General features: G+C 68.7%; 29 protein-coding genes. 18 read left to right on the forward strand and 11 right to left on the reverse strand.

The features are described from left to right. The first annotated feature begins 18 nt into the window (after window positions 1-18). Together egtB and egtD are read left to right on the forward strand one after the other, a co-directional pair. Window positions 19-1,284, forward strand: a complete 1,266-nt coding sequence (gene egtB / locus METY_RS19325) for an ergothioneine biosynthesis protein EgtB (RefSeq protein ID WP_103123023.1) — start codon at window positions 19-21, stop codon at window positions 1,282-1,284. After that, window positions 1,284-2,240 (forward strand): L-histidine N(alpha)-methyltransferase, encoded by a 957-nt coding sequence (gene egtD, locus METY_RS19330; protein ID WP_103123024.1) that lies wholly within the window; start codon window positions 1,284-1,286, stop codon window positions 2,238-2,240. Before egtB ends, egtD begins: the two co-directional genes overlap by 1 nt. Here the strand turns inward: egtD and METY_RS19335 are convergent. From METY_RS19335 to METY_RS19350, 4 genes are all read right to left on the reverse strand, one after another. Continuing rightward, window positions 2,237-2,821: an outer membrane protein gene (locus METY_RS19335; RefSeq protein WP_103123025.1), complete on the reverse strand. Its 585-nt coding sequence runs from the start codon at window positions 2,819-2,821 to the stop codon at window positions 2,237-2,239. The genes egtD and METY_RS19335 overlap by 4 nt on opposite strands. 200 nt (window positions 2,822-3,021) lie before the next feature. Beyond that, window positions 3,022-3,693, reverse strand: coding sequence for an outer membrane protein (locus METY_RS19340; protein WP_103123026.1), 672 nt, complete (start codon window positions 3,691-3,693; stop codon window positions 3,022-3,024). A 273-nt stretch (window positions 3,694-3,966) separates the two neighbouring features. Beyond that, entirely contained in the window at window positions 3,967-4,611 is a 645-nt protein-coding gene (locus METY_RS19345; RefSeq protein ID WP_103123027.1) for an outer membrane protein, read from the reverse strand. A gap of 238 nt (window positions 4,612-4,849) precedes the next feature. Next, window positions 4,850-5,548, reverse strand: a complete 699-nt coding sequence (locus METY_RS19350; protein ID WP_244593746.1) for an outer membrane protein — start codon at window positions 5,546-5,548, stop codon at window positions 4,850-4,852. Between the two features lie 383 nt (window positions 5,549-5,931). Between METY_RS19350 and METY_RS19355 the strand changes: the two genes are divergently transcribed. The 7 genes from METY_RS19355 (at window position 5,932) to METY_RS19385 (ending at window position 11,252) form a co-directional block, all read left to right on the forward strand. Next, window positions 5,932-6,684, forward strand: a complete 753-nt coding sequence (locus tag METY_RS19355; protein WP_103123028.1) for an SDR family oxidoreductase — start codon at window positions 5,932-5,934, stop codon at window positions 6,682-6,684. A 44-nt stretch (window positions 6,685-6,728) separates the two neighbouring features. Beyond that, window positions 6,729-8,717 carry an excinuclease ABC subunit UvrC gene (gene uvrC, locus METY_RS19360; protein WP_103123029.1) on the forward strand — a complete coding sequence of 663 codons (1,989 nt, stop codon included), beginning with the start codon at window positions 6,729-6,731 and terminating at the stop codon, window positions 8,715-8,717. Window positions 8,718-8,756: 39 nt separating this feature from the next. Continuing rightward, on the forward strand, window positions 8,757-9,044 hold the full coding sequence (locus tag METY_RS19365; RefSeq protein ID WP_103123030.1) for a hypothetical protein: 288 nt from the start codon (window positions 8,757-8,759) through the stop codon (window positions 9,042-9,044). A gap of 91 nt (window positions 9,045-9,135) precedes the next feature. Continuing rightward, window positions 9,136-9,777, forward strand: coding sequence for a CDP-diacylglycerol--glycerol-3-phosphate 3-phosphatidyltransferase (pgsA, locus tag METY_RS19370; protein ID WP_244593747.1), 642 nt, complete (start codon window positions 9,136-9,138; stop codon window positions 9,775-9,777). Next, on the forward strand, window positions 9,774-10,025 hold the full coding sequence (gene moaD / locus METY_RS19375; RefSeq protein ID WP_103123031.1) for a molybdopterin converting factor subunit 1: 252 nt from the start codon (window positions 9,774-9,776) through the stop codon (window positions 10,023-10,025). Before pgsA ends, moaD begins: the two co-directional genes overlap by 4 nt. Window positions 10,026-10,031: 6 nt before the next feature. Further along, window positions 10,032-10,490: a molybdenum cofactor biosynthesis protein MoaE gene (locus METY_RS19380; RefSeq protein WP_103123032.1), complete on the forward strand. Its 459-nt coding sequence runs from the start codon at window positions 10,032-10,034 to the stop codon at window positions 10,488-10,490. A gap of 114 nt (window positions 10,491-10,604) precedes the next feature. Continuing rightward, complete coding sequence (locus METY_RS19385) at window positions 10,605-11,252, forward strand: hypothetical protein (protein ID WP_103123033.1); 648 nt, start codon at window positions 10,605-10,607, stop codon at window positions 11,250-11,252. A gap of 71 nt (window positions 11,253-11,323) precedes the next feature. Here the strand turns inward: METY_RS19385 and METY_RS19390 are convergent, their stop codons facing one another. Beyond that, window positions 11,324-12,226 carry a branched-chain amino acid aminotransferase gene (locus tag METY_RS19390; RefSeq protein ID WP_103123034.1) on the reverse strand — a complete coding sequence of 301 codons (903 nt, stop codon included), beginning with the start codon at window positions 12,224-12,226 and terminating at the stop codon, window positions 11,324-11,326. 273 nt (window positions 12,227-12,499) lie between these two features. Between METY_RS19390 and METY_RS19395 the strand changes: the two genes are divergently transcribed. The 3 genes from METY_RS19395 to METY_RS19405 are packed head-to-tail and all read left to right on the forward strand — an operon-like array spanning window position 12,500 to window position 15,089. Then, entirely contained in the window at window positions 12,500-13,045 is a 546-nt protein-coding gene (locus METY_RS19395) for a MarR family winged helix-turn-helix transcriptional regulator (protein ID WP_244593748.1), read from the forward strand. Window positions 13,046-13,047: 2 nt separating this feature from the next. Then, window positions 13,048-13,758, forward strand: coding sequence for a response regulator (locus tag METY_RS19400; RefSeq protein ID WP_103123036.1), 711 nt, complete (start codon window positions 13,048-13,050; stop codon window positions 13,756-13,758). Beyond that, the gene (locus METY_RS19405) at window positions 13,755-15,089 is read left to right on the forward strand and encodes an ATP-binding protein (protein ID WP_103123037.1); all 1,335 of its coding nucleotides are present in this window, start codon (window positions 13,755-13,757) and stop codon (window positions 15,087-15,089) included. The genes METY_RS19400 and METY_RS19405 overlap by 4 nt, the downstream gene beginning before the upstream one ends. A 34-nt stretch (window positions 15,090-15,123) precedes the next feature. Here the strand turns inward: METY_RS19405 and METY_RS19410 are convergent, their stop codons facing one another. Next, a complete protein-coding gene (locus tag METY_RS19410) occupies window positions 15,124-16,506 on the reverse strand; it encodes an aminotransferase (protein WP_103123053.1) in 1,383 nt (460 codons plus the stop codon). On the opposite strand from METY_RS19410, the gene METY_RS20945 reads away from it, so the two are divergent. After that, window positions 16,505-17,023 carry a hypothetical protein gene (locus tag METY_RS20945; RefSeq protein WP_146035768.1) on the forward strand — a complete coding sequence of 173 codons (519 nt, stop codon included), beginning with the start codon at window positions 16,505-16,507 and terminating at the stop codon, window positions 17,021-17,023. The genes METY_RS19410 and METY_RS20945 overlap by 2 nt on opposite strands. Window positions 17,024-17,032: 9 nt before the next feature. Here the strand turns inward: METY_RS20945 and METY_RS19420 are convergent, their stop codons facing one another. After that, window positions 17,033-17,845, reverse strand: coding sequence for an extensin family protein (locus METY_RS19420; protein ID WP_210201902.1), 813 nt, complete (start codon window positions 17,843-17,845; stop codon window positions 17,033-17,035). Here METY_RS19420 and METY_RS21320 point away from each other — a divergent pair. The 3 genes from METY_RS21320 to METY_RS19430 all read left to right on the forward strand — a co-directional run bounded on the left by METY_RS21320 (window position 17,838) and on the right by METY_RS19430 (window position 21,239). Next, window positions 17,838-18,230 (forward strand): hypothetical protein, encoded by a 393-nt coding sequence (locus tag METY_RS21320; protein WP_210201903.1) that lies wholly within the window; start codon window positions 17,838-17,840, stop codon window positions 18,228-18,230. The two genes, METY_RS19420 and METY_RS21320, sit on opposite strands and share 8 nt — an antisense overlap. 196 nt (window positions 18,231-18,426) lie before the next feature. Next, window positions 18,427-20,343, forward strand: coding sequence for a 1-deoxy-D-xylulose-5-phosphate synthase (gene dxs, locus METY_RS19425; RefSeq protein WP_103123040.1), 1,917 nt, complete (start codon window positions 18,427-18,429; stop codon window positions 20,341-20,343). Window positions 20,344-20,471: 128 nt separating this feature from the next. Next, window positions 20,472-21,239 (forward strand): SDR family NAD(P)-dependent oxidoreductase, encoded by a 768-nt coding sequence (locus METY_RS19430; RefSeq protein ID WP_103123041.1) that lies wholly within the window; start codon window positions 20,472-20,474, stop codon window positions 21,237-21,239. 7 nt (window positions 21,240-21,246) lie between these two features. On the opposite strand, the gene meaB is transcribed toward METY_RS19430, so the two are convergent. Continuing rightward, a complete protein-coding gene (meaB, locus tag METY_RS19435; RefSeq protein ID WP_103123042.1) occupies window positions 21,247-22,245 on the reverse strand; it encodes a methylmalonyl Co-A mutase-associated GTPase MeaB in 999 nt (332 codons plus the stop codon). A 183-nt stretch (window positions 22,246-22,428) separates the two neighbouring features. On the opposite strand from meaB, the gene METY_RS19440 reads away from it, so the two are divergent. After that, window positions 22,429-22,629, forward strand: a complete 201-nt coding sequence (locus tag METY_RS19440) for a CsbD family protein (RefSeq protein ID WP_103123043.1) — start codon at window positions 22,429-22,431, stop codon at window positions 22,627-22,629. Window positions 22,630-22,648: 19 nt separating this feature from the next. On the opposite strand, the gene folP is transcribed toward METY_RS19440, so the two are convergent. The 3 genes from folP to METY_RS19455 form a co-directional block, all read right to left on the reverse strand. Next, window positions 22,649-23,476 (reverse strand): dihydropteroate synthase, encoded by an 828-nt coding sequence (gene folP, locus METY_RS19445; protein WP_103123044.1) that lies wholly within the window; start codon window positions 23,474-23,476, stop codon window positions 22,649-22,651. A gap of 74 nt (window positions 23,477-23,550) precedes the next feature. After that, the gene (locus METY_RS19450; protein ID WP_103123045.1) at window positions 23,551-23,958 is read right to left on the reverse strand and encodes a DUF4332 domain-containing protein; all 408 of its coding nucleotides are present in this window, start codon (window positions 23,956-23,958) and stop codon (window positions 23,551-23,553) included. Window positions 23,959-24,051: 93 nt separating this feature from the next. Then, window positions 24,052-24,420 carry a hypothetical protein gene (locus METY_RS19455; protein WP_103123046.1) on the reverse strand — a complete coding sequence of 123 codons (369 nt, stop codon included), beginning with the start codon at window positions 24,418-24,420 and terminating at the stop codon, window positions 24,052-24,054. 165 nt (window positions 24,421-24,585) lie between these two features. Here METY_RS19455 and METY_RS19460 point away from each other — a divergent pair, with 165 nt between their 5' ends. Then, window positions 24,586-26,154 (forward strand): helicase HerA-like C-terminal domain-containing protein, encoded by a 1,569-nt coding sequence (locus tag METY_RS19460; RefSeq protein WP_103123047.1) that lies wholly within the window; start codon window positions 24,586-24,588, stop codon window positions 26,152-26,154.

Genomic DNA, 26,154 nt, shown 5'->3' on the forward strand with positions numbered 1-26,154 from the left:
GAGGATCGAGAGGACTTCATGGCTTTGAGCGAGGCGCGGGCCCAAGCGGCCCGCTCGGCCGTGCACGAGCGTTATGCGAGCGTTCGGGCCCACAGCCGTCGGCTGGCGTCGCCGTTGAGCGACGCGGACGCCACGGTCCAGTCGATGGCGGACGCAAGCCCGGCGAAATGGCACCTGGCGCACACCACCTGGTTCTTCGAGACCATGGTGCTGAAGCGCTTCGCGGCGGACTACGCCGTCTTCGACGAGCGCTTCAACTACCTGTTCAACTCCTACTACGAGACCATCGGAGCGCGGCAGCCCCGTCCGAAGCGGGGCATGATCACGCGCCCGTCGCTCGAGGAGATCATGGCCTATCGGGCCCATGTGGACGCCGCGATCGCAACGCTTCTCGACGGAGGCGCGGAGCCCGCGGCGGAAGAGCTCGTTGAGCTGGGCTGCCACCATGAGCAGCAGCATCAGGAGCTTCTTCTCACCGACATTCTGCACCTCTTCGCGCAAAGCCCCGTGCGTCCCGCCTACCGCGACGGCTCGGCGCCTGAGGCGGTGCAGGCGGCTGCGCCAGCGGAATGGATTGCGTTCGACGGCGGCATCGTCGAGATCGGGCACGCCGGCGGCGGCTTCTCCTTCGACTGCGAGGGCCCTCGTCACCGCGCGTTGCTGGAGCCGTTCCGGCTGGCGGACCGGCTGGTCACCAACGGCGAATGGCTGGAGTTCATGGCGGACGGCGGCTACCGCGACCCACTGCTGTGGCTCTCCGACGGCTGGGCGCAAATTCTCGCGAACGGCTGGGCTGCGCCGCTGTACTGGGAGGAGGGCGACAGCGGCTGGCGCTCCATGACCCTGCGCGGCATGCAGCCGGTCGACCCCGCCGCCCCTGTGACTCACGTCAGCTACTTCGAGGCCGACGCCTTCGCCACCTGGGCCGGCAAGCGCCTGCCGAGCGAGTCGGAATGGGAGCACGCCGCGGCGTCGCTTTCGGTTTCGCCCGGGTCGGAACCGCAACGGCTTCGGCCGCGGCCAGCGTCGCGCGAGCCGGGGCTCAAGCAGATGTTCGGCGAGGTCTGGCAATGGACCCGCAGCCCCTTCACACCCTATCCGCGCTTCAAGGCGGCCGAGGGCGCGGTGGGCGAGTACAACGGCAAGTTCATGTGCGGGCAGTTCGTGCTGCGCGGCTCGTCGATCGCAACCCCGCCAGAGCACGCGCGGGCGACCTATCGCAACTTCTTCCCGCCCGACAAGCGCTGGCAGTTCTCCGGCCTTCGTCTCGCCGAGGACAACTGATGCTGGATCGCGCGCCGCTGCAGGCCGCCCAGCGCGAGGCGTTTCGCGCCGACGTGCTGGAGGGGCTGTCCAAACCCGCCAAGACTCTGCCGAGCCGGTGGCTCTACGACGACCGCGGCTCAGAGCTGTTCGAGGAGATTACGCAGCTTCCTGAGTACTACCCGACGCGGACGGAGACCGCGATCCTCCGCGCGGGAGCGGAAGCGATCGCCGCCTTTTGCGGTCCGCGCGCGACGCTGATCGAATATGGCGCGGGAGCGGGCGTGAAGACCGAGATCGTGCTCGCAGCGCTCGACAACCCGGCGAGCTACGTGCCGGTAGACATCGCCGGGGACTTCCTCGCGCTCTCCGCCGAGCGGCTCGAGCGGCGATTTCCGTGGCTCGAGATTCGGGCCGTGGTCGCCGATTTCACCGACGACTTCGACCTGCCGACGGATCTGCCGCGCCTCAACCGCCGCATCGGCTTCTTTCCCGGCTCGACGATCGGCAACCTCTCGCCGGCGCAGGCGGTGGCCTTTCTCGCGCAGGTCGGCGCCCACGTGGGCGACACGGGGCGCGCGGTGGTTGGTGTCGATCTCGTGAAGCCGCTCGAGCGGCTCATTCCGGCCTATGACGACGCCGCCGGCGTCACCGCCGCCTTCAACCTGAATCTCCTCGTCCGCATCAACCGCGAACTCGGTGGGACCTTCGACACCGCCCGCTTCGCCCACGAAGCGCGCTGGAGCGTAGAGGATCAAGCGATCGAGATGCACCTCAAGAGCCTAGGGCGGCAGGTCGTCAGGGCGGCCGGGCGGGAGTTCGAATTCGCCGAGGGCGAAACGATCCATACCGAGAGTTCGCGGAAATACAGCGTCGACACCTTCACGGCGCTCGCCGCGCAGGCGGGCTGGCGCCAAGGCTCCGTGTGGAGCGACCCTGACGGGCTGTTTGCGGTCGTCGGCTTGGAGCGAGCCTAGAACCGGTAGTTCAGACCGACCCGCACCTGGCCGCCGGCGGCGTCGAGGCCGACGTCGCCGCCGGCGTTGAAGGTCTTGCGGTCGAGATCGACGTAGACGTACTCGGCGGTGGCGGAGACTCGGTCGAACAGCCGCACCTCCACGCCCGCGCCGACCAGCCAGCCGGCCTGGAAAGCGCTGTCGCGCCTTCCGGCCCGCACGTAGTCTGTCGCGGCGAAGGCGGCGCCGACGGCCCCATAGGCCATGAAGCGATCGAAGGCGTAGCCGATGCGGGCGCGGATCTCCCCGACCGCCTCGACCTCGTAGCGGCCGCCGTCGCGGCGGCCGTCCATGCCGCTGGCGAGAAGGCCGCCGTCGACGCCCACGACCACGTCGCCGAAGCGCCAGTCGTAGCCGATGGATGCGCCGGTAAGAGCGCCTTGGCCGTCGAGCGACCCATAGCCCGCGTAGATCCCCGCCCGCGGTCCGCTCCAGTCGAACGGGGCCGGGTCCGCAGCCGCCGTCACCGCGTCCGCCCCCAGCGCGTGGGATGCGCCGGCGAGAACGATCAGCCAGGACAGCGACAGCAGGCGAAGCATCATCGGCGGGGGGTCCGTGTGCGACAGCGACGCCGTCAGGATACCTCCGCGCGGCGACACTTCGGTTAACGTAACCCTGCCGTCACCGCTAAAATTTCCCTGAGTCAACCAAGCGTTAACACGGGCGCGGGGCGTAAAAGAAACCCCGCGCGAGCGAGCCGCGCGGGGTTTCGGAGATTCGTCAAGCCGCTCGCGGCGAGGGATCACCACAAATTGTTGAACTTGTACGCCACGCCGCCCATCAGGCGGTTCTCGGTGGTGGAGCTCTTCAGCTTCTCGCCGCCGATGTTGTACTTGTCGCTGCCGTAGTCGGTGTAGCGGTACTCCACGCGCGCCGTGACGTTGTCCGTCACCGCGCTTTCGGCGCCGACGCCAACGGTGTAGCCGACGGCGGTCTTGCTGTCGTGGCCGGCGACGACGCCGTCCGAAGCCGTAACCTTCTGGTCGGCGTAGGCGACGCCGGCCGCGCCGTACGCGAGGAACTTGTCGAAGGCGTAGCCGACGCGGGCGCGGGTGGCGCCGCTCCAGCTCTTCCTGTTGCGGACGCTCACGCCGCCGTTGCTCTTGCGGTCTTCGCCGTCGTCGTAGTTGAAGTCGGTCTCGACGCCGACCACGACGGGCGAGCCGTCGAACTGGTGGTTATAGCCGGCGTAGGCGCCGACGATCCCGCCGTTCGGCTTTGTGTCGGGGGCGTTCTTGTTCTTCGACTTCGACCAGCCGTAGCCGGCCTGGGCGCCGAGATAGGCGCCGGACCAGCTGTACCCTTGCGCCGGCGCGGCGTAGTCGGCCGGGGCGCTCTCATAGGGAAGGTCGGCGGCGAAGGCGGCGGGAGCCACGAGCGCGACGGCTGCGGCTGCGATGACGGTGCGGATCATTGGGGGGCCTCGATACTCAACAACCGGACGGGATGAGGAGCGCGTCCGTACGCAAAACGACACGGGGCAGGCGCAGGCGCTTCGGCCCGCGTTGACCTGACCCTAGCGGCCAATTGTTAGCGATGCGTGAAGGTTATCGGGGCGTGAAAAGATCTCGCAATGCGATTGTGCACGGCTCCGATGCAATCGCGAAGCAACGCGAACGAAAAAAGCCCGCGGCGAGCCGCGGGCTTTTCAAGAACGGTCCGGGCGACCTAGGTCGCCCGGGCGTTATCAGAACGGGCTGGTGAACTTGTACGCCACGCCGCCCATGACGCGGTGCTCGGTGTACTGCGACTTGGTGGTCGGGTCGATCTTGAACTTGTCCCGGCCGTAGTCCGCATAACGGTAGTCCGCGCGGACCGTAACGTCGTCGGTCGCAGCGTACTCGACGCCGCCGCCGACGGTCCAGCCGAACGCGGTGGTGTCGTCCTTGCCGCCGCCGACGCGGGACTTCAGCTCACGATCGGCGTAGGCGACGCCGGCAGTCCCGTATACGAGGAACCGGTCGAAGGCGTAGCCGAGGCGAGCGCGGGTGGCGCCGTTCCAGTCCGTCGTGGCGCGGGTGTTGCTGCGCTTGGCGTCGATGTCGGCGTAGTTGAAGTCGGTCTCGATGCCGATCACGACCGGCGAGCCATCGAACTGGTAGTTGTAGCCGGCGTAGCCGCCGACGACGAGGCCATCAGCCTTGCGGTTGATGGTGCGGCCCCAGCTGTAGCCAGCCTGAGCGCCGATGTACGGGCCGGTCCAGGTGAAGGACGGCACGGCGATGGCGGCGGCCGGAGCTTCGTAGGCCGGGAGATCCGCAGCCATAGCGGCGGGAACCACGGCGACGACCGCTGCAGCCGAGGCAGCGCCGAGAAGGAAGCGACGGATCATTTTGAGTACCCTCTTACTGATGTTCAGCCTGAACGCGTCCAGGCTCCGTGTCTGCCATTTAACGGGAAGGCGACTGAATTGCAGTGCCTAAACTGCAACAGTGCTAAATCTTCGCCAACCCTCTACTCGAAACGGACAACTACACGTGGTGACAACCGACGATGATCTACACTCACCGCCAGTAATTTTACCTGCGAAGCTAACCGCAGGTCAGGCCCAACCGAATGACCGATAAACGTTACCAGCCGGTTGAGAATTTATATCCGACGCCGAGCATCACCCGGTTCTCGGAGAGATCAGATTTCACGCGGCTCCCGGCCACGCTGAACGTGTCCGTCCCATAGTCCGAGTAACGGTATTCGACGCGCGCCGTGACGTTGTCGGTCACAGCCGCCTCGACGCCGCCGCCGATGGTCCAGCCGACGGCGACGGTGTCGTCCGATCCGCCCGCGGCGCCCTGCGCCTTCACCTCATGCTCGGCGAAAGCGAGACCGCCAGCCCCGTAAACGAGAAAGCGATCAAATGCATACCCGATTCGACCCCGGATCGCGCCCGTGTATCCGATGTCGTTCCGAATTCGCGCATCCGGCGCGCCGGTGAAGCCGGACGTGCCGCGTCGGGCGTCCGCGTCGCTCCAATTGATGTCGGCCTCCAAGCCGAGGACGATCGGGGAGTTGTCGAATTGGTAGTTGTAGCCCCCAAAGGCGCCGAGGCTGACGCCGTTGGGCTTGGAGCCCGGCGACGCGCCGTTCACGCGATTGTCGGCGTCGAACCAGCCGTAGCCGGCCTGGAGGCCGACGTAGGGGCCGGTCCAACTGAAGGAGGGCACCGGGGCGATCGCCGTCGACTGCTCGTAGCTCGGCATATCAGCCGCCATGGCGAACCCGCCGGAGGCCAACACGACAGCGATGCTTCCGAGACTGGAAGAGAACTTCATTTCCACCCGACTCCTGCGGCGCAGACCCATTTTTCGGGACTGCAGCCGGGACCCCCAATACGCCGACCGCGACGCAAACGCGGGGTACGCCTAAAAGTTCCGGACCAAACGGTGCGTATGGCGATTTTTATGACGCGGCTTTGCGGCTCTTTCGAAACCTGAATGTGGCCGCTGGCGGACTGAAATAAGACGCAGGCCGGCGTGACGTTCCTGCCACACCAGACCAAACTCCTTCATTCTCAGCGGTTTAGCTGGATCTAGGCTGAGTTGAGCGTACGTTTCCGCAGGTGGCGCGGGGCATCGAAGAGCGCCGACGCCTCGTAAACCGATGGGCAAAGCGAGCGAACCGAAACCCGGTCCGCGGATGTGAGGTGGGTACGGGCATGACGAACGGCCTCGGTGCGGCGTTGATCACGGGAGCGAGCCGGCGCATCGGCGCAGCGATCGCCGAAGCCTTGGCGGCCGAGCGGCGCCCCGTCGCCCTCCATTGCCATGAGTCGATCGACGGGGCGCGGGCGCTCGCGCAGCGGATCGTTGCGCGGGGCGGCCGGGCGGCGGTGGTCGTCGGCGACCTCGCTGATCCGGCCACCCCGGAGCGTCTCGTGCTGGAGGCCACAGCCGCCGTCGGCGCGCCTCTCGAAGCGCTGGTCAACAACGCCTCAACTTTTGAAGAGGACGAAATTGGCGCGCTCGAGTCCGTCGCGTGGGACCGGCAGATGGCCGTCAACCTTCGCGCTCCGGTGTTTCTCGCCCAGGCCTTCGCCGCCCGCCTGCCGGCGAACGTCGGCGGCTGCGTCGTCAATGTGATCGACCAGCGCGTGCTGAAGACGACCAGCCGCTTCGTCTCCTACGCGCTGTCGAAAAGCGCGCTGCGGACCGCCACAGAGACGCTCGCGCTCGCGCTGGCGCCGCGCGTCCGGGTCGTCGCGGTGGCGCCGGGCCCCACGCTCGCGAACGCGCGGCAGTCCCCGGAGGCCTTCGCCCGGCAGGCGGAGGCGACCCCGCTTCGGCGAGGCCCCACGCCGGCCGAGATCGCCGAGGCCGTGCGGTTTCTGCTGAACGCGTCGAGCGTCACCGGCGTCATGCTGCCGGTCGACGGCGGACAGCATCTCGCGCCGGATCGCGACGACGACTGAGGCGCCTCGCGGAATCGGCTTCGGTCGCTTAAATTGACGGCTCCATGATCGATGACGACCGCCCCCCGATCGAGCCTGACGCGCTCGACGACGACGAGCTTTTCTCTGTCGAGGAGCGCGAGACCGCCGAGGCGGCGCTCGAGGCCGCGCCCGAGAACCTGCGCCGCGGCGTCGAGGTCATTCGCTCCCATCTGAAGCACCTGCCGAATGGGCCGGGCGTCTACCGCATGTTCGCGGCCGACGGCGACGTCCTCTACGTCGGCAAGGCGCGGAGCCTGAAAAAGCGGGTCGCGAACTACGCCCGCGGCATCGGCCATAACATCCGCATCGCCCGCATGATCGCCGAGACCGCGGCGATGGAGTTCGTCTCGACCGAGACCGAGACCGAAGCGTTGCTGCTCGAGGCGAACCTGATCAAGCGGCTGCGCCCGCGCTTCAACGTGCTGATGCGGGACGACAAGTCGTTCCCCTACATCCTGATCTCGTCCGAGCATCCTGCGCCGCAGATCGCCAAGCACCGCGGCGCGCGCACCCGCAAGGGCGACTACTACGGTCCCTTTGCTTCGGCCGGCGCCGTCGGGCGCACGATCGACGCGCTCGAGCGCGCTTTCCTGCTGCGCTCCTGCGCCGACAGCTATTACGAGCGGCGCACGCGGCCCTGCCTGCTGCACCAGATCAAGCGCTGCTCCGGACCCTGCACCGGCGAGATCGCGCTCGACGACTACGCCGTGCTGGTCGAGGAAGCCCGCGACTTCCTCTCCGGGAAGAGCGACCGGGTGAAGACCGAGCTGGCGCGCGCCATGGACCAAGCGTCGGAGACGCTCGATTTCGAGCGGGCCGCGGTCTACCGCGACCGGCTGGCGGCGCTCGCGGCCATTCAGTCCAACCAGGGCGTCAACCCGCGCTCGGTGGAGGAGGCGGACGTCTTCGCGATCCACGCCGAAGGCGGACAGACCTGCATCGAGGCGTTCTTCTTCCGCGCCTATCAGAACTGGGGCGCGCGGGCCTACTTCCCCAAGGCCGACAAGTCGCTGGAGACCGGCGAGGTGCTGGGCTCGTTCCTCTCGCAGTTCTACGACGCCGAGGAGCCGCCGCGCCTGGTGCTGCTGAGCGAGGACATGGAGGACCGGGCGCTGCTGGCCGAGGCCCTGACGATCCGGTCAGGCCACAAGGTCGAGGTCGCGGTGCCGGCCCGCGGCGAAAAGAAGGAGCTCGTCGACCGTGCTCTCTCGAACGCCAAGGAGGCGCTCGGCCGCAGGCTGGCGGAGACCTCGACGCAGGCGCGACTGCTCGCGGGCGTCCAGGCCGCGTTCGAACTCCCGGCGCCGCCGCAGCGCATCGAGGTCTACGACAACAGCCACATCATGGGGACGGCCGCGGTCGGCGGCATGATCGTCGCCGGGCCCGAGGGCTTCCTGAAGAACCAGTACCGCAAGTTTAACATCAGGCCCGAAGATCTGACCCCGGGGGACGACACCGGGATGATGCGGCAGGTGCTCCGCCGCCGCTTCGCTCGGCTGCAAAAGGAATCGCCGCGCGACGCCGAGGGCAAGACGCCCGAGGGGGCGCCGCCATGGCCGGACCTCGTGCTGATCGACGGCGGCCAGGGCCAGCTCAAAGCCGCGCGCGAGACGCTGAAGGAGCTCGACCTTGCAGGCGTGCCGCTGGTCGGCATCGCCAAGGGCGTCGACCGCGAGGCGGGCCGCGAGACCTTCTTCCTCGAGGGCAAGCAACCGTTCCGCATGCCCCCGCGGGACCCCGTGCTCTATTATGTCCAGCGCCTGCGCGACGAGGCCCACCGCTTCGCGATCGGAACGCACCGGGCGCGGCGCTCCAAGGAGTTCGTCGCGAATCCGCTCGACGAGGTGCCGGGCATCGGCCCCACGCGCAAGCGCGCGCTGCTGCGCCACTTCGGCACCGCCAAGGCGGTGGCTCGCGCAGGTCTTTCCGACCTCGAGAAGGCGCCGGGCGTCAGCAAGGCTATGGCGAGGACGATCTACGACTTCTTCCACGCACGGGGCGACGGGGGCTGACGTTTCGGGGGCCCGCGCGCTTAACGAAAGGACGGTTCGATGACCCTGGGGCTCCGTTTGGCCGCGGCCTTCCTCGTCGCCTGCGCTGTGGGCGCGGGGGCGATGGTCTACGATCAGACCCGCGGCGCTGACTGGGCGGTCTCGCCCCAGCAAATCGCCGGGGCGAAGGCCGCCGGCCGGGCCGGCGTCGAGACCCGTTCAGGATCGGTCGCCGTGCTCCCGATCCGGTCCGAAACCGCGGATGCCCTACCGTTCAAGTGGGCGCTGCTGGGCTTGGCCGCGGGGGCGCTTACCTTCGTCGGCCTGCGTCGGCGGAACCGAGCATGAGGGGGGACGTCCGCCGAGGCTCTCGTGTTGACGCCCGCGGACGCGCGTGGTCGTGTCGCCGCCTGACCCGTCAGCATGCCGGCGCCGATTTATGACTTCCGAAAGCCATCTCGAACCCGTCGGTCCCGCCGCTGCGCGCCGCGGCGACAACGCGTCGCGACGGCACGCGCTCAGCCTTCCGAACATACTCACCTACGGCCGCATCGCGGCGGTGCCGGCGGTCGTCGGATGTCTTTTCGTGGGCGGCGACGCCTGGCGCTGGACGGCGCTCGCGTTGTTTGCGCTGGCGGCGATCACCGATTTCCTCGACGGCTACCTTGCGCGGGCCTGGCAGCAGCAGTCTCCGCTCGGACGCATGCTCGATCCGATCGCGGACAAGTTGCTTGTCTCCGCCTGCCTGCTCATGCTGGCCGCGGACGGCACGATCCACGGCTGGACGCTGTGGGCGGCGATGGTGATCCTGTGCCGGGAGGTGCTGGTCTCAGGGCTGCGGGAGTTCCTGGCCGAGCTTCGGGTCAGCGTGCCGGTCACCAACCTCGCGAAGTACAAGACCACCGCTCAGCTCGTCGCCGTGGGCTTCCTTCTGGCCGGGGCCGCCGGCGACAAGGTGATCCCCGGGGTGACGGCGGTCGGGCTCGGCCTGCTGTGGTTCTCCGCGGTGCTTACGCTTTACACCGGCTATGACTACTTCAGGGCGGGACTGCGCTACGTGCTGGAGGATCCCGTCGAGTGAAACTGAAATATTTCGCCTGGGTGCGGGAGCGGGTCGGGTTGGCCGAAGAGGACGTCGACGCGCCGGCCGGCGTGGCGACGGTGGCGGAGCTGGTCGACTGGCTCCGCGCGCGTGGCCCTGATTACGAGCGGGCCTTCGCGGCCGGTCCCGCGATCCGCGCCGCGATCGACAAGCGGCACGCCAAGCCCGACGCGTCCATCGCCGGCGCCGGCGAGATTGCGTTCTTCCCGCCGATGACCGGCGGCTGAGCCGCCATGACCGTTCGTCTTCAGAGCGAGCCGTTCGACGCCGGAGCGGAGTTGGCGCGGCTGAGCGAAGGCCGCGACGGCGTCGGCGCGGTCGTGACCTTCACCGGCCTCTGCCGCGACCGCGCCGACAGCGGGGCGCCGCTCGAAGCGCTGATCCTTGAGCACTATCCCGAGATGGCGCAGGAGGAGCTCGAGCGGATCGAGGCGGAGGCGCGGGCCCGCTGGCCGCTGATCGACTCGCTGCTGGTCCATCGCTATGGGCGGATCCGTCCGGGCGAGCCCATCGTGCTGGTCGCGACGTTGTCGTCCCACCGGGCGGCGGCCTTCGCGGCGGCCGAGTTCCTGATGGATTACCTCAAGACCTCCGCGCCGTTCTGGAAGCAGGAAGAGACGGCCGCCGGGACGGGCTGGGTCGCGGCGAAAGAGGCCGACGACGCGGCCGCCGAGCGCTGGAGCCGCGGCTGACCCGCGCCCCGGGCGGACGGGCGCGAACGACGCTTGCCGGGCGTGCAAACCGCGGTAGAGTTAACCCGATGTTAACCGCGCTGTCGCGCGGCGCGCCTCTCGGGTAACCCTGCGATGACCGGCAAGCTCTCGTTTCGCGCCAGCGCGACCTTGATCGTCTGCGGCTACGCCGTCATCGCCGCCCTGCTGGTCCTCGCCGCCGGCCAGAATCTCGGACATGGGGTGTCGAATTACGCCCAGCAGATGACCTGGCTGTCGTCGGAGACCACCACTGCACGCTTAGCCGCGCTGCGGCAGGCGGGACGGCCGGAGACCGCGGCGCTGTACGCGCTCGTGGCCGCCGTCTCCTGGGGTCTGATCGCGGCGATGGCCGCCGCCGGCTTCGCCTGGGGCGTGCTGCACAAGGGCGAAAGTCTCCTTGGACTCGACAAGGCGCTGACCTACCTCGCGGCGCTCTCCGGCCTCTACGCGTTGTCGACCTGCCTCACGATGGGCCTGAGCGCCGCGCATCTGACGCTCCCGCGCGAGGGGCTGCACGCGATCCCCGGGCTGTGGTTCGCGACCATGATCCCGAGCGCCGCCGTGCTCGCGCGCTGCGCGGCGCTGATCGCCCACGACGCCGGATCCCTGCTCGCCGTGGTCGTCGCCGCGGAGCCGAGGCGGATCGCGCAGTTCGTGGAGGCGACCGAGGCCGCCAGGGGCGTCGACAGCGTCGAGGCGAGGCTCGCCCGTCGGGTCGCGGCCGCGCGCGTTCGCGGCTAAGGCCTTAGGTATCAAGCGAAAAAGCCCGCGAACCGGCCGGTCCGCGGGCTTTTGTTCGAAAGTGGCGGAGCTCAGGCCGCCGCGACGGCCTTGGGCGCGGACGGCTGCACCGCCGCCATGTAGTCGTTCATCAGCGTGCTGGTGATGTCGCCCACCGTGAAACGCCAATCGGCGATCTCGGCGACCGGCGTGACCTCCGCGGCCGTCCCGCAGATGAAGCACTGCTCGAAGCCCGACAGCTCCTCCGGTCGGATCGCCCTCTCGACCACCTCGATGCCGCGCGCCCGGGCGAGGCCGATGACCGTGCGGCGGGTGATGCCGTCGAGGAAGCAGTCCGGCGTCGGGGTGTGGATGACGCCGTCCTTGACGAAGAAGATGTTCGCGCCGGTGCATTCCGCCACCTGGCCGCGCCAGTCCAGCATCAACGCGTCGGCGTAGCCCTTACGCTCGGCGGCGTGCTTCGACATGGTGCAGATCATGTAGAGGCCGGTCGCCTTCGCCTTGGACGGCGCGGTCAGCGGGTCCGGGCGGCGCCATTGGGCGAGGTCGAGCCGGATGCCCTTCAGACGCTGGGCCGGATCGAAGTAGCTCGGCCACTGCCACACGGCGATGGCCAGATGGATCCGGTTGTGCTGGGCGGAGACGCCCATCATCTCGCTGCCGCGCCAGGCGATGGGGCGGATGTAGGCGTCCGAGAAGCCCTGACGCGCGAGCGTCTCTTCGCAGGCCCGGTCGATCTCCTCGACGGAGTAGGGGATTTCGAAATCGAGCAGCCGCGCGCTCTCGATCAGGCGCTGGTTGTGCTCGCGCATCTTGAAGATTACGCCGCCGTAGGCCCGCTCGCCTTCGAACACCGCGCTCGCGTAGTGCAGCGCATGCGTAAGAACGTGAACCTTGGCGTCGGCCCACGGGACGAAGGCCCCGTCGTACCAAATGACGCCGTCGCGCATGTCGAAAGGTTGTGCGTCGGCCATGACAATCGCTCCTTGGCAATCGCTCGCCGGCTCGGAACCGGCGCAATAAGGCTGTTCAATCTTCGTCGTTCGAGGTGCGCCTGAACGCTGCGACGGTCAAGTCGAGCGTTCAGGCCTTACGCATTTTGCGCCGCGCGAGCGGACTGGCTATCCTCGGCGAACGCCCTGCCGGCTCAACGGCCGCGCAATGATCCGCTTGCTTGCGCTCGTCTTAGGTAATTTCCTTTCGCGGATAGGGCAGGGTGTGTAACGAACGGATCGGGATAAGTCAATATGACTGACGTAATGACCGAGGCGTCCGGCGCGACTCAGCGCTCCTCCGCCGCACGCGCCCTCGGTCCCGACGGCGCGCCGGCTTACGACCTGATCGAGCTTCTGTTTTTCGCCTACCGCGACTTCGTCCGCGACGCCGACGAGGCGCTTGCGGCCTATGGTTTCGGGCGGGCGCATCACCGCGTCCTGCATTTCGTGGATCGCAACCCAGGCCTGCGCGTTACCGAACTGCTCGACATCCTGAAGATCACCAAGCAGAGCCTCGGCCGGGTGCTGCGCGAGCTGATCGACCAGGGCTTCATCATTCAGCGCGAGGGTGCGTCCGACCGCCGCCAGCGGCTTCTGTTCGTGACGGAGCGCGGCGACGCCCTCGCCTTGAAGCTCGCGCATCTTCAGACCGAAAGGATTTCGCGGGCGCTCGAGGGGTGCGGCGACGACGTCGGCGCCGCCGCGCGGCGCTTCCTGTTCGCGATGGTCGATCCCGAGGAGCGAGACGCCGTAGCGCGGCTCGCTATGCCCGGACGGCCCCGCGGAGGGCGAGCCTGACCGTGGCGTCCTCCAGCGAGACGGCCGTCAACGACGACGCCGCCCACCTGCTCGTCGTCGACGACGACGCGCGAATCCGCACGCTTCTCCACAAGTTCCTGACGGGCAAAGGCTACCGCGTCAGCACCGCCGGCGACGCCGCCGAGGCGCGGGCGAAGCTGGACGCCCTGGCGTTCGATCTTCTGGTGCTCGACGTGATGATGCCCGGCGAAAGCGGCCTCGACCTTGCCCGGGCCGTGCGCGCGCGTTCGCCCGTGCCGATCCTCATGCTCACCGCGCGCTCCGACGCCGACGACCGCATCGCGGGGCTCGAAACCGGCGCCGACGATTATCTGGCGAAGCCGTTCGATCCGCGTGAACTGCTGCTGCGCGTGGGCGGCATCCTCAGGCGGGCTGGCGCTATGGCCGCGACGTCCGCGCCGGAAGTCGTGTTCGGCGAGTTCGCCTTCCACCGGGGTCGCGGGGAGTTGAAGCGCGGCGACGAGGTGGTCCGTCTGACGGACCGGGAGCGCGACCTGCTCGCGACGCTGGCGGAGCGCCCCGGCCAGACCGTACCCCGCTCTGCGCTCGCGACCGACGACGCCGCGCCGGGCGATCGAGCGGTCGACGTCGTCGTCACCCGGCTCCGCCGGAAGATCGAAGTCGATCCGGCGAACCCGCTTTTGCTCCAGACGGTGCGGGGCCTCGGCTACCGCCTCCTCGCCGACGGATGAGCGAGGCGCCTGCGACGGGGACCTTCCTGCGGCGCTTGATGCCGAAGGGGCTCTACACCCGCTCGCTGCTCATCATCGTGGTGCCGATGGTGCTGCTGCAGGGGGTCCTCGCGTTCGTGTTCCTGGAACGGCACTACCAGCTGGTGACCGAGAGGCTGTCCTCGGCGGTCTCGCAGGACATCGCGGCGCTGGCGCGTCTCCACGATCTCCAGCCGACCCCTGAGAACGACGCGCGGCTCACCCGCATCGCGCGCGACCAGCTGTCCCTGCAGGTGGAGTTCCTGCCGCCGCAGCCTCTGCCTCAGGAGCGACCGCGCCCGTTTTTCTCGATCATCGACGAGGCGCTTTCCAGCCAGCTCGCGGACAGCCTGAAGCGCCCGTTCTGGATCGACACCGTGGGCCGGTCGAACTTCGTCGAGATACGGGTGTCCCTTGCCGACGCCACCATGAAAGTCCTGGCGCGACGCAATCTCGCCTACGCCTCCAACAGCCACATCTTCCTGGTCTGGATGGTGGGCGCCTCGGTCGTGCTCATCACCGTCGCCATCCTGTTCCTGCGCAATCAGATCCGTCCGATTCTCGCCCTCGCCGCGGCCGCCGAGAGCTTCGGGAAAGGTCGGGCCGGGCCGGACTTCAAGGTGCGCGGCGCGCGGGAGGTCCGTGAAGCCGGCCGCGCGTTCCTCGACATGCGAGACCGCATCGAACGTCAGATCGAGCAACGCACCACCATGCTCGCCGGGGTCAGCCATGACCTGCGGACCATGCTGACCCGGTTCCGCCTCCAACTCGCGCTGCTCGACGAGACCCCTGAGATCGAGGACCTGAACCGCGACGTCGATGAGATGTCGCGGATGCTGGAGGCCTACCTCGCCTTCGTGCGCGGCGACGCCGGCGAGGCGCCGTCGCCCACCGACGTGCCGGGGTTGCTGGAGGAGCTGAAGCGGGCGGCGGAAACGTCCGGCGTGCGGGTGAGCGTGGAAAGTCACGGCCCCGAGACCGCCGTGGTGCGGCCTGACGCCTTCCGGCGCTGCCTCGGCAATCTCGTCTCCAATGCCGCGCGGTTTTCCACGCGGATCGCGATCCAGGCGATCAACGACGGCCGAACGCTCGAGATCCGGATCGACGACGACGGTCCGGGCATCCCGCTTGAGAAGCGCGAGGAGGTGTTTCGACCGTTCCTCCGACTCGACCAGGCCCGGAACCAGGATCACGGCGGCACTGGCCTAGGCCTCGCGATCACGCGCGACATCGCCCGCAGCCATGGCGGCGACGTCACGCTGGAATCGAGCCCGCTCGGCGGCTTGAGGGCGGTGGTGCGGGTGCCGGCCTAGAGCGTCCGGTCCGACGCGTCTGCCCGGGCCGAGCTTACGCGGCCGCCCGCAGGTTCTCCTCGCCCGCCCAGGCCTCGGCGCGGTCGAGCGCTCTTGCAAGCTTGTCGAACAATTCGTCGATCTGGGCTTCGATGATCACGAGCGGCGGGCACACCGCGATGGCGTCGCCGATGGCGCGAACGATCAGTCCTTCCTGCTCCGCAAAAGCGACGACCCTCGGCGCGACGCCTTGCTTCGGACCGAACGCGCGCTTCGTCGCCTTGTCGGCGACGACCTCGACCGCGCCCACGAGCCCCGTGCCGCGAGCCTCGCCCACCAGCGGATGATCGGCGAGCGACCGCAGCCGCGCTTGGAAGTGCGGGATCAACCCGCGGACATGCCCGATGATGTTTTCGCGCTCGTAGATCTCGAGCGTGCGCAGCGCCACCGCCGCCGCGACGGGGTGCCCGGAATAGGTGAAGCCGTGGCCGAACACGCCGATCTTTTCGCTCTGGCGGGTCAGCGCGTCATCGATCCACTCCGGGATCATGACGCCCGCGATCGGCAGATAGGCGGAGGACAGCGCTTTGGCGATCGAGATCGTATCGGGGCTCATCTCCATGGCGGTCGAGCCGAACCATTCGCCGAGCCGTCCAAAGCCGCAGATCACCTCGTCCGCGATCAGCATGACGTCATGCTTCGCGAGAACCTCCTGGATCTTCGGGTAGTAGGTCTCAGGCGGCACGATGACGCCGCCGGCCCCCATGACCGGCTCGGCGATGAACGCCGCGACGGTGTCCGGTCCCTCCGCCTCGATCTGGGCGTCGAGCTCGGCCGCAAGCCGGGTCGCAAAGTCGATCTCGCTCTCCCCGGGATGGGCGAAGCGATAATGATGCGGGCAGGCGGCGTGCCGGACGCCGGCGATCGGCAGGTCGAAGTCGATGTGGTTGTTCGGCAGGCCGGTCAGGCTCGCGCTCGCTATCGTGACGCCATGGTAGGCCTTGATCCGCGAAATGATCTTCTTCTTCTGCGGCCGGCCCAGCGCATTGTTGACGTACCAAACGAGCTTCATCTGGGTGTCGTTGGCCTCGGAGCCCGAGTTGCAGAAGAACACCTTCGAGATCGGCGTCGGCGCCAGCTCCTTCAGCTTTTCCGCAAGCGCGATCGCCGGGTCGTGGCTTTTGCCCGAGAACAGGTGCGCGAAAGGCAGCTTCGACATCTGCTCGGCGGCCACCTCGACGAGTTCCTGGCGGCCATGGCCGAGCGCCGTGCACCAGAGGCCAGCCATGCCCTCGAGGTAGGGTTTGCCGTCGGTGTCGTAGACATGGACGCCGTCGCCCCGTTCCAGGATCAAGGTGCCCTGTTTCGGCAACGTCGCGAGGTTCGAATAGGGATGGAGGACGGTCGCGACGTCGCGGGCCTGAAGGTTCGTGAGCATGGCGCGTCTCTCCCAATCGGCGATCTCCGACGCCTCACGCATAGGAAATTCGCGCGGCCCTTGGAAGCGCGGCGAGCGCATGCCGCAGCAGCGAAAAATTGTTCTCGCATTCGGTGAAATTAACTGGAACGATAGTCGAAGTCCGGCGTTCTTACGCTCGATCGCACTCCGTCATTTCGGTCTCAAAACGATGCGGCTCGCACTCGTTGGCGCTGCCCTTGCGTTCGCAGGCTATGCGGCGCTCAACCACGTGACCTATCTCGCCGATGGCGGGTATACGAGCGGATTCCCTGAGCACAGACGGATCGACGTACGCTCGCCGCAGGAGTGCGCCGAGGTCATCGCGCGGGCGGACCGGACTCTAGGACCCAATCACGGCCTCATCTGCGAGCAGGTTCCCCTGGCGCGTCACTGGTTCAACCTGGCGCAGGATGCCTTCGAGCGACGGCAGGTCATGGCGACGGTCGCCAACGCGGTCCGCACCGACGCTGTAGCGAGCACCGCCGGTCTGCGCTGACGGACGCCTTCAGCCGCCCCGCCAGCTGCACAGCCGGCCGCCGCGGTTCTTCCGCTTCCGCAGATCGAGATGCAGGTGATCCTCGTGGAACCCGTCGGATCCGGGTCCGAGCACCGTCATGAATCGCGCGCAGGCGGAGCCGCGTACGGCGGCCGCGAACGGAGCCGGCAGCGTCTCGTCGTAGACGTCCCGTTCCTGACCGTCCGCGAAGCGGAAGCCGGACACGTCGACTGCGTTGGCGAGTCCATGCTCGCTCATCTTGGCGTTCCGGCGGTTGTTGCGGCCCCGGCAGACGAACGACGAGGCGGTGCGCACCTCCGTCAGCTTAGGCCCGGCCTTCTCCGCGGCCGGGGCTAGGTCGTCGCGCACGTAGGCCGTGACCGCGCGCGCCGTCTCGCAGCGCAGGATAGCAGCAGGTTTGATCGCCACCGTGCTCCCGTCCTTCAACCTTACCCCCGACAGCTCCACCGGCAGCGGCGCTCCGCAGGACATGGGGCCGAGGATCGGCGGCAGCGGCTTCGAGATCGCGCCTTCCCGCTCCAGCGCCACGCAGTCGGCGTCCTTCGCGCGGGCGTCGGAGGCGGGCGCGGAGACGGGCGGCGGGGTGTCGGCGTCGGGCGGAGCGGGCAGGGGCGGACCGTCGAGCGGCGCGCGCGGCATCATCGCGAGCATGGTCGGCTGGGGCGTGCGCTCGGGCGGGAGCGGAATCCCTGGCGGCGGCGGACCCGCTACCTCCGTCGCGTCCTCGCGCACGCGCGCGTCGGGATCGGGCAGAGGCGCAAGCGGCGGCGCTTCGGGGGTCGGCGCGAGACGGATGGCCACGAAATCCGCCACCCGCGCCGCGCTCTCGGCCGAAACCGCCTCGACGGGAGAGGCGGCGGCGAAGACCGGCGCGACCGCCGGCGTGGCCGCCGCCGCTGCGGGCGGCGAAGGCGCGCTTTCGGGTTTCGGGGCGCGGCTCGGCGCGGGCTTCGGAACCGGCGCGGCGTTTCGTGCGCGCGGCGCCGCCGTGGCGGGCTTCTCGCGCTTGGCGCGGCGAACAGGCTTCCGCGGCTGCGACCACGGCAGGCGAAAGTCTGAAAACACCGAACCGCCGCTGCGTGGGGCGGCGAACGCCTGGGGAGCGGCCGGGACCGTCGACAGCGCAGCCACGGCGCCGGCGACGAGGAGGCAGCTTCGGCCGAACCTCTTCATCGCGCGACGATAACCGTTGGACGCCGTGTTGAGCAAGGCGCCGAACGCAATCTCCGGCAGGCCCCGCTCGCGAAGCGCTGTCGCGGAAGTTGCGGATTGCAGCGTCGCGCGGCTGCGGCCGTGGTCCTTTGGTCGGAACCGAGCGCAGTTTGCGCGCCTTCTGACGGTGGTGTAACGCTCGAAGCTCAATCTCGAGGTTAACGCACGCTGTGACCGAGCCGACCGCGACGCCCCTGCTCGACGCCGTCCATGTTCCGTCGGACTTGCGGCGGATCCCCGAAGACCGCCTTCCGCAGCTTGCCGACGAGCTGCGCCGCGAGACGATCGACGCCGTATCCGTGACCGGCGGCCATCTTGGAGCTGGCCTCGGCGTCGTCGAGCTGACGGTCGCGTTGCACCACGTGTTCGACACGCCGGCGGATCGGCTGATCTGGGACGTCGGCCATCAGGTTTATCCGCACAAGATCCTGACGGGCCGCCGCGACCGTATCCGCACCCTGCGCAAAGGCGGGGGCCTCTCCGGCTTCACCAAGCGCTCCGAGAGCGAGTACGACCCGTTCGGCGCCGGGCATTCCTCCACCTCGATCTCGGCCGGCCTCGGCATGGCCGTGGCGCGCGACCTCAAGGGCGCTGACAACCGCGTCGTCTGCGTGATCGGCGACGGCGCGATGTCGGCGGGCATGGCCTACGAGGCGATGAACAACGCCGGGGCCGCAGGCTCGCGGCTGATCGTCATCCTGAACGACAACGACATGTCGATCGCGCCGCCGACGGGCGCGATGTCGGCCTATCTCGCGCGGCTCGTGTCCGGCCGCACCTACCTCTCGCTGCGGGAGATCGGGCGCGGGCTCGCGAAGCGGCTGCCGAAGTTCGTCGAGCGCGGCGCCGCGCGGGCGGAGGAGTACGCCCGCGGCCTCGCCATGGGCGGCACGCTGTTCGAGGAGCTCGGCTTTTACTACGTGGGGCCGATCGACGGGCACAACCTCGAGCACCTGCTGCCGGTGCTGAAGAACGTGCGCGACGCGGACCAGGGCCCAATCCTCGTTCATGTCGTCACACAGAAGGGCAAGGGCTACGCGCCGGCGGAGGCCTCCGCGGACAAGTACCACGGCGTCTCCGCCTTCGACGTCGTCTCGGGGGCCCAGGCCAAGGCCGTCGCCAACGCCCCGAGCTACACCAAGGTCTTCGCCCAGAGCCTCATCGCCGAGGCGCGCGACGACGACCGCATCGTCGCGATCACCGCGGCGATGCCGGGCGGCACGGGCCTCGACCTGTTCGCCCAGGCGTTTCCCGCCCGCACCTTCGACGTCGGCATTGCGGAGCAGCACGCGGTCACCTTCGCGGCGGGCCTCGCCACTGAAGGCCTCAAGCCCTTCTGCGCGCTCTACTCGACCTTCCTGCAGCGCGCCTACGACCAGGTCGTCCACGACGTCGCGATCCAGAAGCTGCCGGTGCGCTTCGCGATCGACCGCGCCGGCCTCGTCGGCGCCGATGGGGCGACCCATGCCGGCGCTTACGACATCGCCTACCTCGGCTGTCTGCCGGACATCGTGCTGATGGCGCCGGCGGACGAAGCCGAACTCGTCCACATGGTCGCGACCGCGGCCGACTACGACGAGGGCCCGAGCGCTTTCCGTTACCCGCGCGGGGAAGGCGTGGGCGTTGAGATGCCGGCGCGCGGCCAGCCCTTGCCGATCGGGCGCGGCCGGATCGTACGGGAGGGCACGACCGTCGCTCTGCTGTCGCTCGGGCCGCGGCTCGCAGCCGCGCGCGAGGCGGCGGAGGAGCTGGGCCTGCGCGGCGTGTCCACGACGGTCGCCGACGCCCGTTTCGCGAAGCCCCTCGACCGCGACCTCATTCTCCGGCTCGCCCGCGAGCACGAGGTGCTCGTCACGGTGGAGGAGGGCTCCGCCGGCGGCTTCGGCGCCATGGTGCTGCAGCTCCTGGCGACGGAGGGCGCGCTCGACCGCGGGCTGAAGATCCGCACGCTCACTCTGCCGGACCGTTTTCAGGACCACGACAAGCCTGAGCTTCAGCTCGCGGAAGCGGGCCTCGACGCCAAGACCATCGCCGCGACGGCGCTGCTCGCGCTCGGCCGCGAGACGCGGGCGGCGCTGAGGGCGTAAGTCGGTCCGAAACGTCAGAACTTCGCAGGTCCGACGCACTCCGCCGTTGCCATCGGGTGGGCCTCGCGGCACACGGGAAGCTCGGCTGCCGAGGGCGGCGCCCATGCCCGTCGCGGAGGACTGAACCCATGCCCGGAAAGCTGCAGGACAAGGTGGCGATCGTCTCCGGCGGGGCGACGGGCATGGGCGGGGCCTCCTCGCGCCTGTTCGCCCAAGAGGGCGCAAAGGTCGCGATCGTTGATCTCAACGGCGAGGCCGCGGAGGCGACCGCGGCGGCCATCCGAGCAGAGGGCGGCGTCGCGGAGGCCTTTGTGGCCGACGTGTCGGACGAAGTTGCGGTCGGCGCCGCCGTGGCGGCCGCGGCCGAGCGCTTCGGGCCCGCGACCGTGCTGTTCAACCACGCCGGCACGATCGTCATAAAGCCGTTCCTCGAGACCACGGTCGCCGAGTGGGACTGGCTGCACGCGGTGAACGTGCGGTCGATGTTCCTCATGACGAAGGCTGTGCTGCCGGGGATGATCGCGGCGGGCGGCGGCTCGATCGTCTGCACGTCGTCGATCTCGGCTGTCGCCGCGACCCCGATGGAGGTGCTGTACGACACCACCAAGGGCGCCTGCCACATGTTCGCGCGGGCTATCGCGGTGGAGTTCCGCGACCGGAACATTCGCTGCAACGCGGTGTGCCCCGGCTTCATCCGAACACCCCATGGCCTGCGCGAAGTCGCCGACCTGCAGCGGCTCGGCGTCGACACGTCCGACGCCGCGATCGCGGCCGCTCAGGGGCGCATCGGCGAGGCGGAGGAGGTGGCGAAAGCCGCGCTGTTCCTCGCAAGCGACGACGCGAGCTTCGTCAACGGCGCGCATCTGTTCGTGGACAACGGCTTCACCGCGATCTGAGCAGGGCTCAGAAGCCCAGCATCCTCGCGATCTCGTCCGCGGCCAGCGTCGGGGCGAGCTCGCCGCCCGCGACCGCGGTCTCGAGCGCAGGCACACGCTCGGCGAGCCGCGGATCGTCGGCGAGGCGCTCGCGGAACCGGGCCTCGACCATGGTCCACATCCAGCGCACCTGCTGAGCCTCGCGGCGCTTCGCGAGCTCGCCGGCCTTCGCGCGCAGATCGCGGCAGGCGACGACGCGCGCCCACAGCGCGTCGAGGCCCTGGTCCTCACGGCCGGAGACGGTTAGCACCTCCGGCGTCCAGGCGCCGCCCTGGGCGTTGAGGATGCGGAGCGCGGCGGCATAATCGGCGGCGGCGGCCTTCGCAGGTCCGGCGCCCGCGCCGTCGGCCTTGTTGACGGCGATGATGTCGGCGATCTCCAGCACGCCCTTCTTGATGCCTTGCAGCTCGTCGCCTGCGCCCGGCAGCATGAGGACCAGGAAGACGTCGGTCATATCGGCGACGGTCGTCTCCGACTGGCCGATGCCGACCGTCTCGACGAGGATCACGTCGAAGCCCGCCGCCTCCATGAGGAGCATGCTTTCCCGGGTCTTGGCCGCGACGCCGCCGAGCGTCCCCGCCGACGGAGAGGGGCGCACATAGGCTGCGCGGTCCATGGCGAGCCGTTGCATCCGCGTCTTGTCGCCGAGGATCGACCCGCCTGTGCGCGTCGAGGAGGGGTCGACCGCCAGCACTCCCACCTTACGGCCCGCAGCGGTGAGCCGGCTCCCCAGCGTGTCTATCGTGGTCGACTTGCCGACGCCCGGCACGCCTGTGACGCCGACTCGGATCGCCTTGCCTGTGTCCGGCAACAGCTCCTGCACCAGCGCGCGCGCTGCAGCCTGATGATCGGGGCGGCGCGATTCCGCAAACGTGATCGCCCGGGCGAGGGCGGCGCGATCTCCGGCGCGGATGCGGGCCGCGAAAGCGGAAACGTCGGAGATCTGAGGGGGAGCGGAGGGCGGCACGAGGATCCTTGAAGGCGTGGGTCGAAGCGTGGGGACGCTACCAGCCCGTCTACGCGCCTGCGACCGAGCGAAAAGTCGTGGCGATGTTCGAAATCGGCGCGCCGAGCGTGAACTGTCATCAGGCCGTCGGCGTTCACCTACCAAATCAATGTTTCAAACAATTTCGGCGGCGGAGACACCCTGATGAACGCGGATCGGATCGAAGGTCACGGGAAGCAGCTCAAGGGCAAGCTGATGCAGCTCTGGGCCGGATGGACGGGCGACGCTGCGCTCTCGCGGCGCGGTCACGCCCTCGAGCTCGTGGGCTCGGCCCAGGCTGGCTTCGGTCGCGCTATGAGCGTGGCCCGGGCTCACCTCGGCCTTCGGCGTCGCTTGGGCGTGTAACAGCACGCCTAAGATTGCCTCAGGCGTCGAGCACGGCTTTCGCCACCAATAGCGCGTCGCGGTTCTCGCGAATGTCGTGAACGCGGAACAGCGTCGCGCCGGCGGCCCAGCCGAGAACCGACGTCGCGACCGTTCCATGGACGCGCTCCTCCGGCGTGCGCTGGATGATGTGGCCGATCAAAGATTTTCGCGAGGTCCCGAGCAGCACCGCGAAGCCCATCTGCGCGAGCGCGCCGACCTGCTGAATGGCGATCAGGTTCTGCGCGACCGTTTTGCCGAAGCCGACGCCGGGGTCGAGCGCGATCGCGCGCTCCGGGACGCCGGCCTTTAGCGCGATCTCGATCGACCGGCCGAGAAAACTCTTCATATCCTCGACGATATCGAGCGCGGGGTCCACCTCGGTGCGGTGATGCATCACCACCACCGGGGCCCCATGCTCCGCCGCCACGCGCGCGATGTCGGGATCGCGCTGTAGCGCCCAGACGTCGTTGACGATGTCGGCGCCGGCCTCGAGCGCTGCCGCCGCGACCGAAGCCTTCATGGTGTCGATTGATATGGGCAGATCTAAAGCTTCGCGAACAGCGCGGATCGCCGGAACCACGCGGCGGATCTCCTCTTCGGCGTCCACCGGCTTGTAGCCGGGCCGGGTCGACTCGCCGCCAATGTCGACGATGTCAGCGCCGTCGCCCGCCATCTTGACGGCATGCGCGACCGCGCCCTCGACCGCGGCGAAGCGCCCGCCGTCGGAGAACGAGTCTGGGGTGACGTTCAGGATCCCCATAACGCGCGGCCCGCCGGCGCGGTCGAACAGATAGGCGGCGGCGAACGGCGTGCGTGGACTGGTCATGGGCGGAGGTCTCCAGAGAGCGGGACGGACCCATGTCTTAGAGAGCGCGCCGGTGATTCAAAAGCGCGTCCGGATTAGTAGGTCATCACCGGCGGCAGGGCCTTGGCCTGCCCGATCCACTTCGCGACGACCTTTTCGGAGGGGGGGAGGCGGACCAGACCGCGCCGGGCGTTCAGGTCGCGGATGGCCTTCGACAGGTTGGCGAGGTTGCGGTTTCTCAGATCCTTCACCGTGTCGACGCCGACCGCCGCCAAAAGATCGGCGTATTCGCCGCCGACGCCCCGCACGCGCATGAGGTCCGCCTTGTTGGCGAAGCGCAGGATCAGGCTCTCGGGAATGCCGGTCGCGGCGGCGAGCGCCTTCCGGCCTTTCGGGTCCTTGGCCCGATCGAGCAGGGTTGCGGAGGTCCGCACCCCCGACTTCTTGAGCCGCTCCGCGCTCTCGGGGTCGACGCCTTCGATCTGCAGAATGGGATAGGGCATCGATCCTCCGCTGGTCGTCGGCGCCAGTCGGCGCGCTCGCCACAGGCTACGCGGGGAACGCCACTCAACGCGGGACCGGACGCCGGAGGGGCGTCAGATGAAGGCTTCGAGGCCCGGGATGGACCCGACGATGCGGCCGACCGTTTCCTCCCCCGCCTTCTCACGGGCGTGGGCGAGCAGCTCCTTGGTCACAATCTGGACCTCTGAGCCAGACAGTCCGACCGCCGTAAGAGCGTGATACGCCGCCATCGCGCCAAAGCCTGCGAAGCCCTCTGGCTCGCCGTTCTCGGCTTTGGCGTCGAACAGCGCCTGTCGCGAACCCGGCAGCGCGTCCATCAGATCACCAACGGCGTCCGTGGGCGCCTCCTTGTCGAGGAACACGAGGATGGCCTTCACGGCCGCCGTCGCCCTTGCCGCGTCGATGTGGGCCGCCGTCGATAGGCGCGTCACGAGTTCGTCCATGGGGCCTCGCGGGGGATGTGTCTTTTTGTCGGCGGGATAGAGACCACCTGCGGGCGGCGATGACAAGCGGACCTATCGACGGAGGGCCGCCCTTGGTCGCGCCGCCGGGTCATGGCACCTTCCGCCCGATGCGCCGACCGAACCGGCGAGGAGGAGTGAGACGCGATGCTCGACGAGGGCAAGATCTTCATCGGGGCGAGTTTTGACGCGAACCACAGGCGGGTGAAGGCGGAAAATCTCGAGCTGAAGCTCGCAAACCGCCACGGCCTCGTCACGGGCGCGACGGGCACCGGAAAGACCGTCACGCTGCAGGCTCTTGCGGAAGGCTTTTCAGACGCGGGGGTGCCGGTCTTCGCATCTGACATCAAGGGCGACCTGTCAGGCGTCGCGGCCAAGGGCGAGCCGAAGGACTTCCTCCTCAAGCGCGCCCAAGAGATCGGCCTGGAGCCGTACGTCAACGATCAGTTTCCCGTTGTGTTCTGGGATCTGTTCGGCGCGCAGGGCCACCCGATCCGCGCCACCGTCTCGGAGATGGGGCCGCTGCTCCTGGCGCGGCTGATGAACCTCAACGACACCCAGGAAGGCGTGCTCAACATCGTCTTCCGGGTGGCGGACGAACAGGGCCTCCTGCTGCTCGACCTGAAGGACTTGCAGGCGCTGCTGAGCTACGTGGCGGAGAACGCCGCAACCCTGACGACCAAGTACGGCAACGTCGCGAAGGCGACGGTCGGCGCGGTCCAGCGGCAGTTGCTGGTGCTTGAGACGCAAGGCGGCGACGCCTTCTTTGGCGAGCCCGCCCTCGAGTTGGGCGACCTCATGCGCACCAGCCGCGACGGCCGGGGCGTCATCAACATCCTCGCGGCCGACAAGCTGATGTCGAGCCCACGGCTCTACGCGACGTTTCTGCTGTGGCTGCTGTCGGAGCTGTTCGAGCAGATGCCGGAGGTCGGCGACCTCGACAAGCCGAAGCTCGTCTTCTTCTTCGACGAGGCGCACCTGCTGTTCGACGAGGCGCCGAAGGCGCTTATCGAGAAGGTGGAGCAGGTCGTCCGGCTCATCCGGTCCAAGGGCGTCGGCGTCTACTTCGTGACCCAAAACCCGATCGACGTGCCGGAGGAGGTCGCGGGGCAGCTTGGCAACCGCGTTCAGCACGCGCTTCGCGCCTTCACGCCGCGCGAGCAGAAGGCTGTGAAGGCCGCCGCCGAGACCTTCCGGCCGAATCCGGAGCTGAAGACCGCCCAGGTCATCACCGAGCTCGGGGTCGGCGAAGCTCTCGTCTCGATGCTTGAGGGCAAGGGCGTTCCGTCGATCGTGCAGAGGACCTTGATCCGCCCGCCGGCGGCTCGCATCGGGCCGGTGACGGCGGAGGAGCGGCGCGGCCTGATCCAGAACTCCTCGCTCGCCGGCAAGTACGACGCGGTGGTCGACCGCGAGTCCGCCTACGAGATGCTGGCGAAGAAGGCGCAGGACACGGTCGCCGCCGACCAAGCCGCGGTCGAGGCCGACGCGGGCGGCATCGGCGGGATCTTCAAGAGCATCTTCGGAACGGGCGGCGGGACCCGCAAGCCGCTGTCGCCGGGACAGTCGATCGCCCGCGACGTGACGCGCACCATCGTCAACCAGACCGCCGGCAACATCGCGGCCCAGATCGGAAAGTCCGTCGCAGGCTCCGTCGGAAGCTCCGTCGGCCGCGCGGTCGTGCGCGGCGTGCTGGGCAGCCTTCTGCGGCGGTGA

The sequence above is a fragment of the Methylopila sp. Yamaguchi genome, from assembly GCF_002897035.1.
Classification (GTDB): Bacteria; Pseudomonadota; Alphaproteobacteria; order Rhizobiales; family Methylopilaceae; genus Methylopila.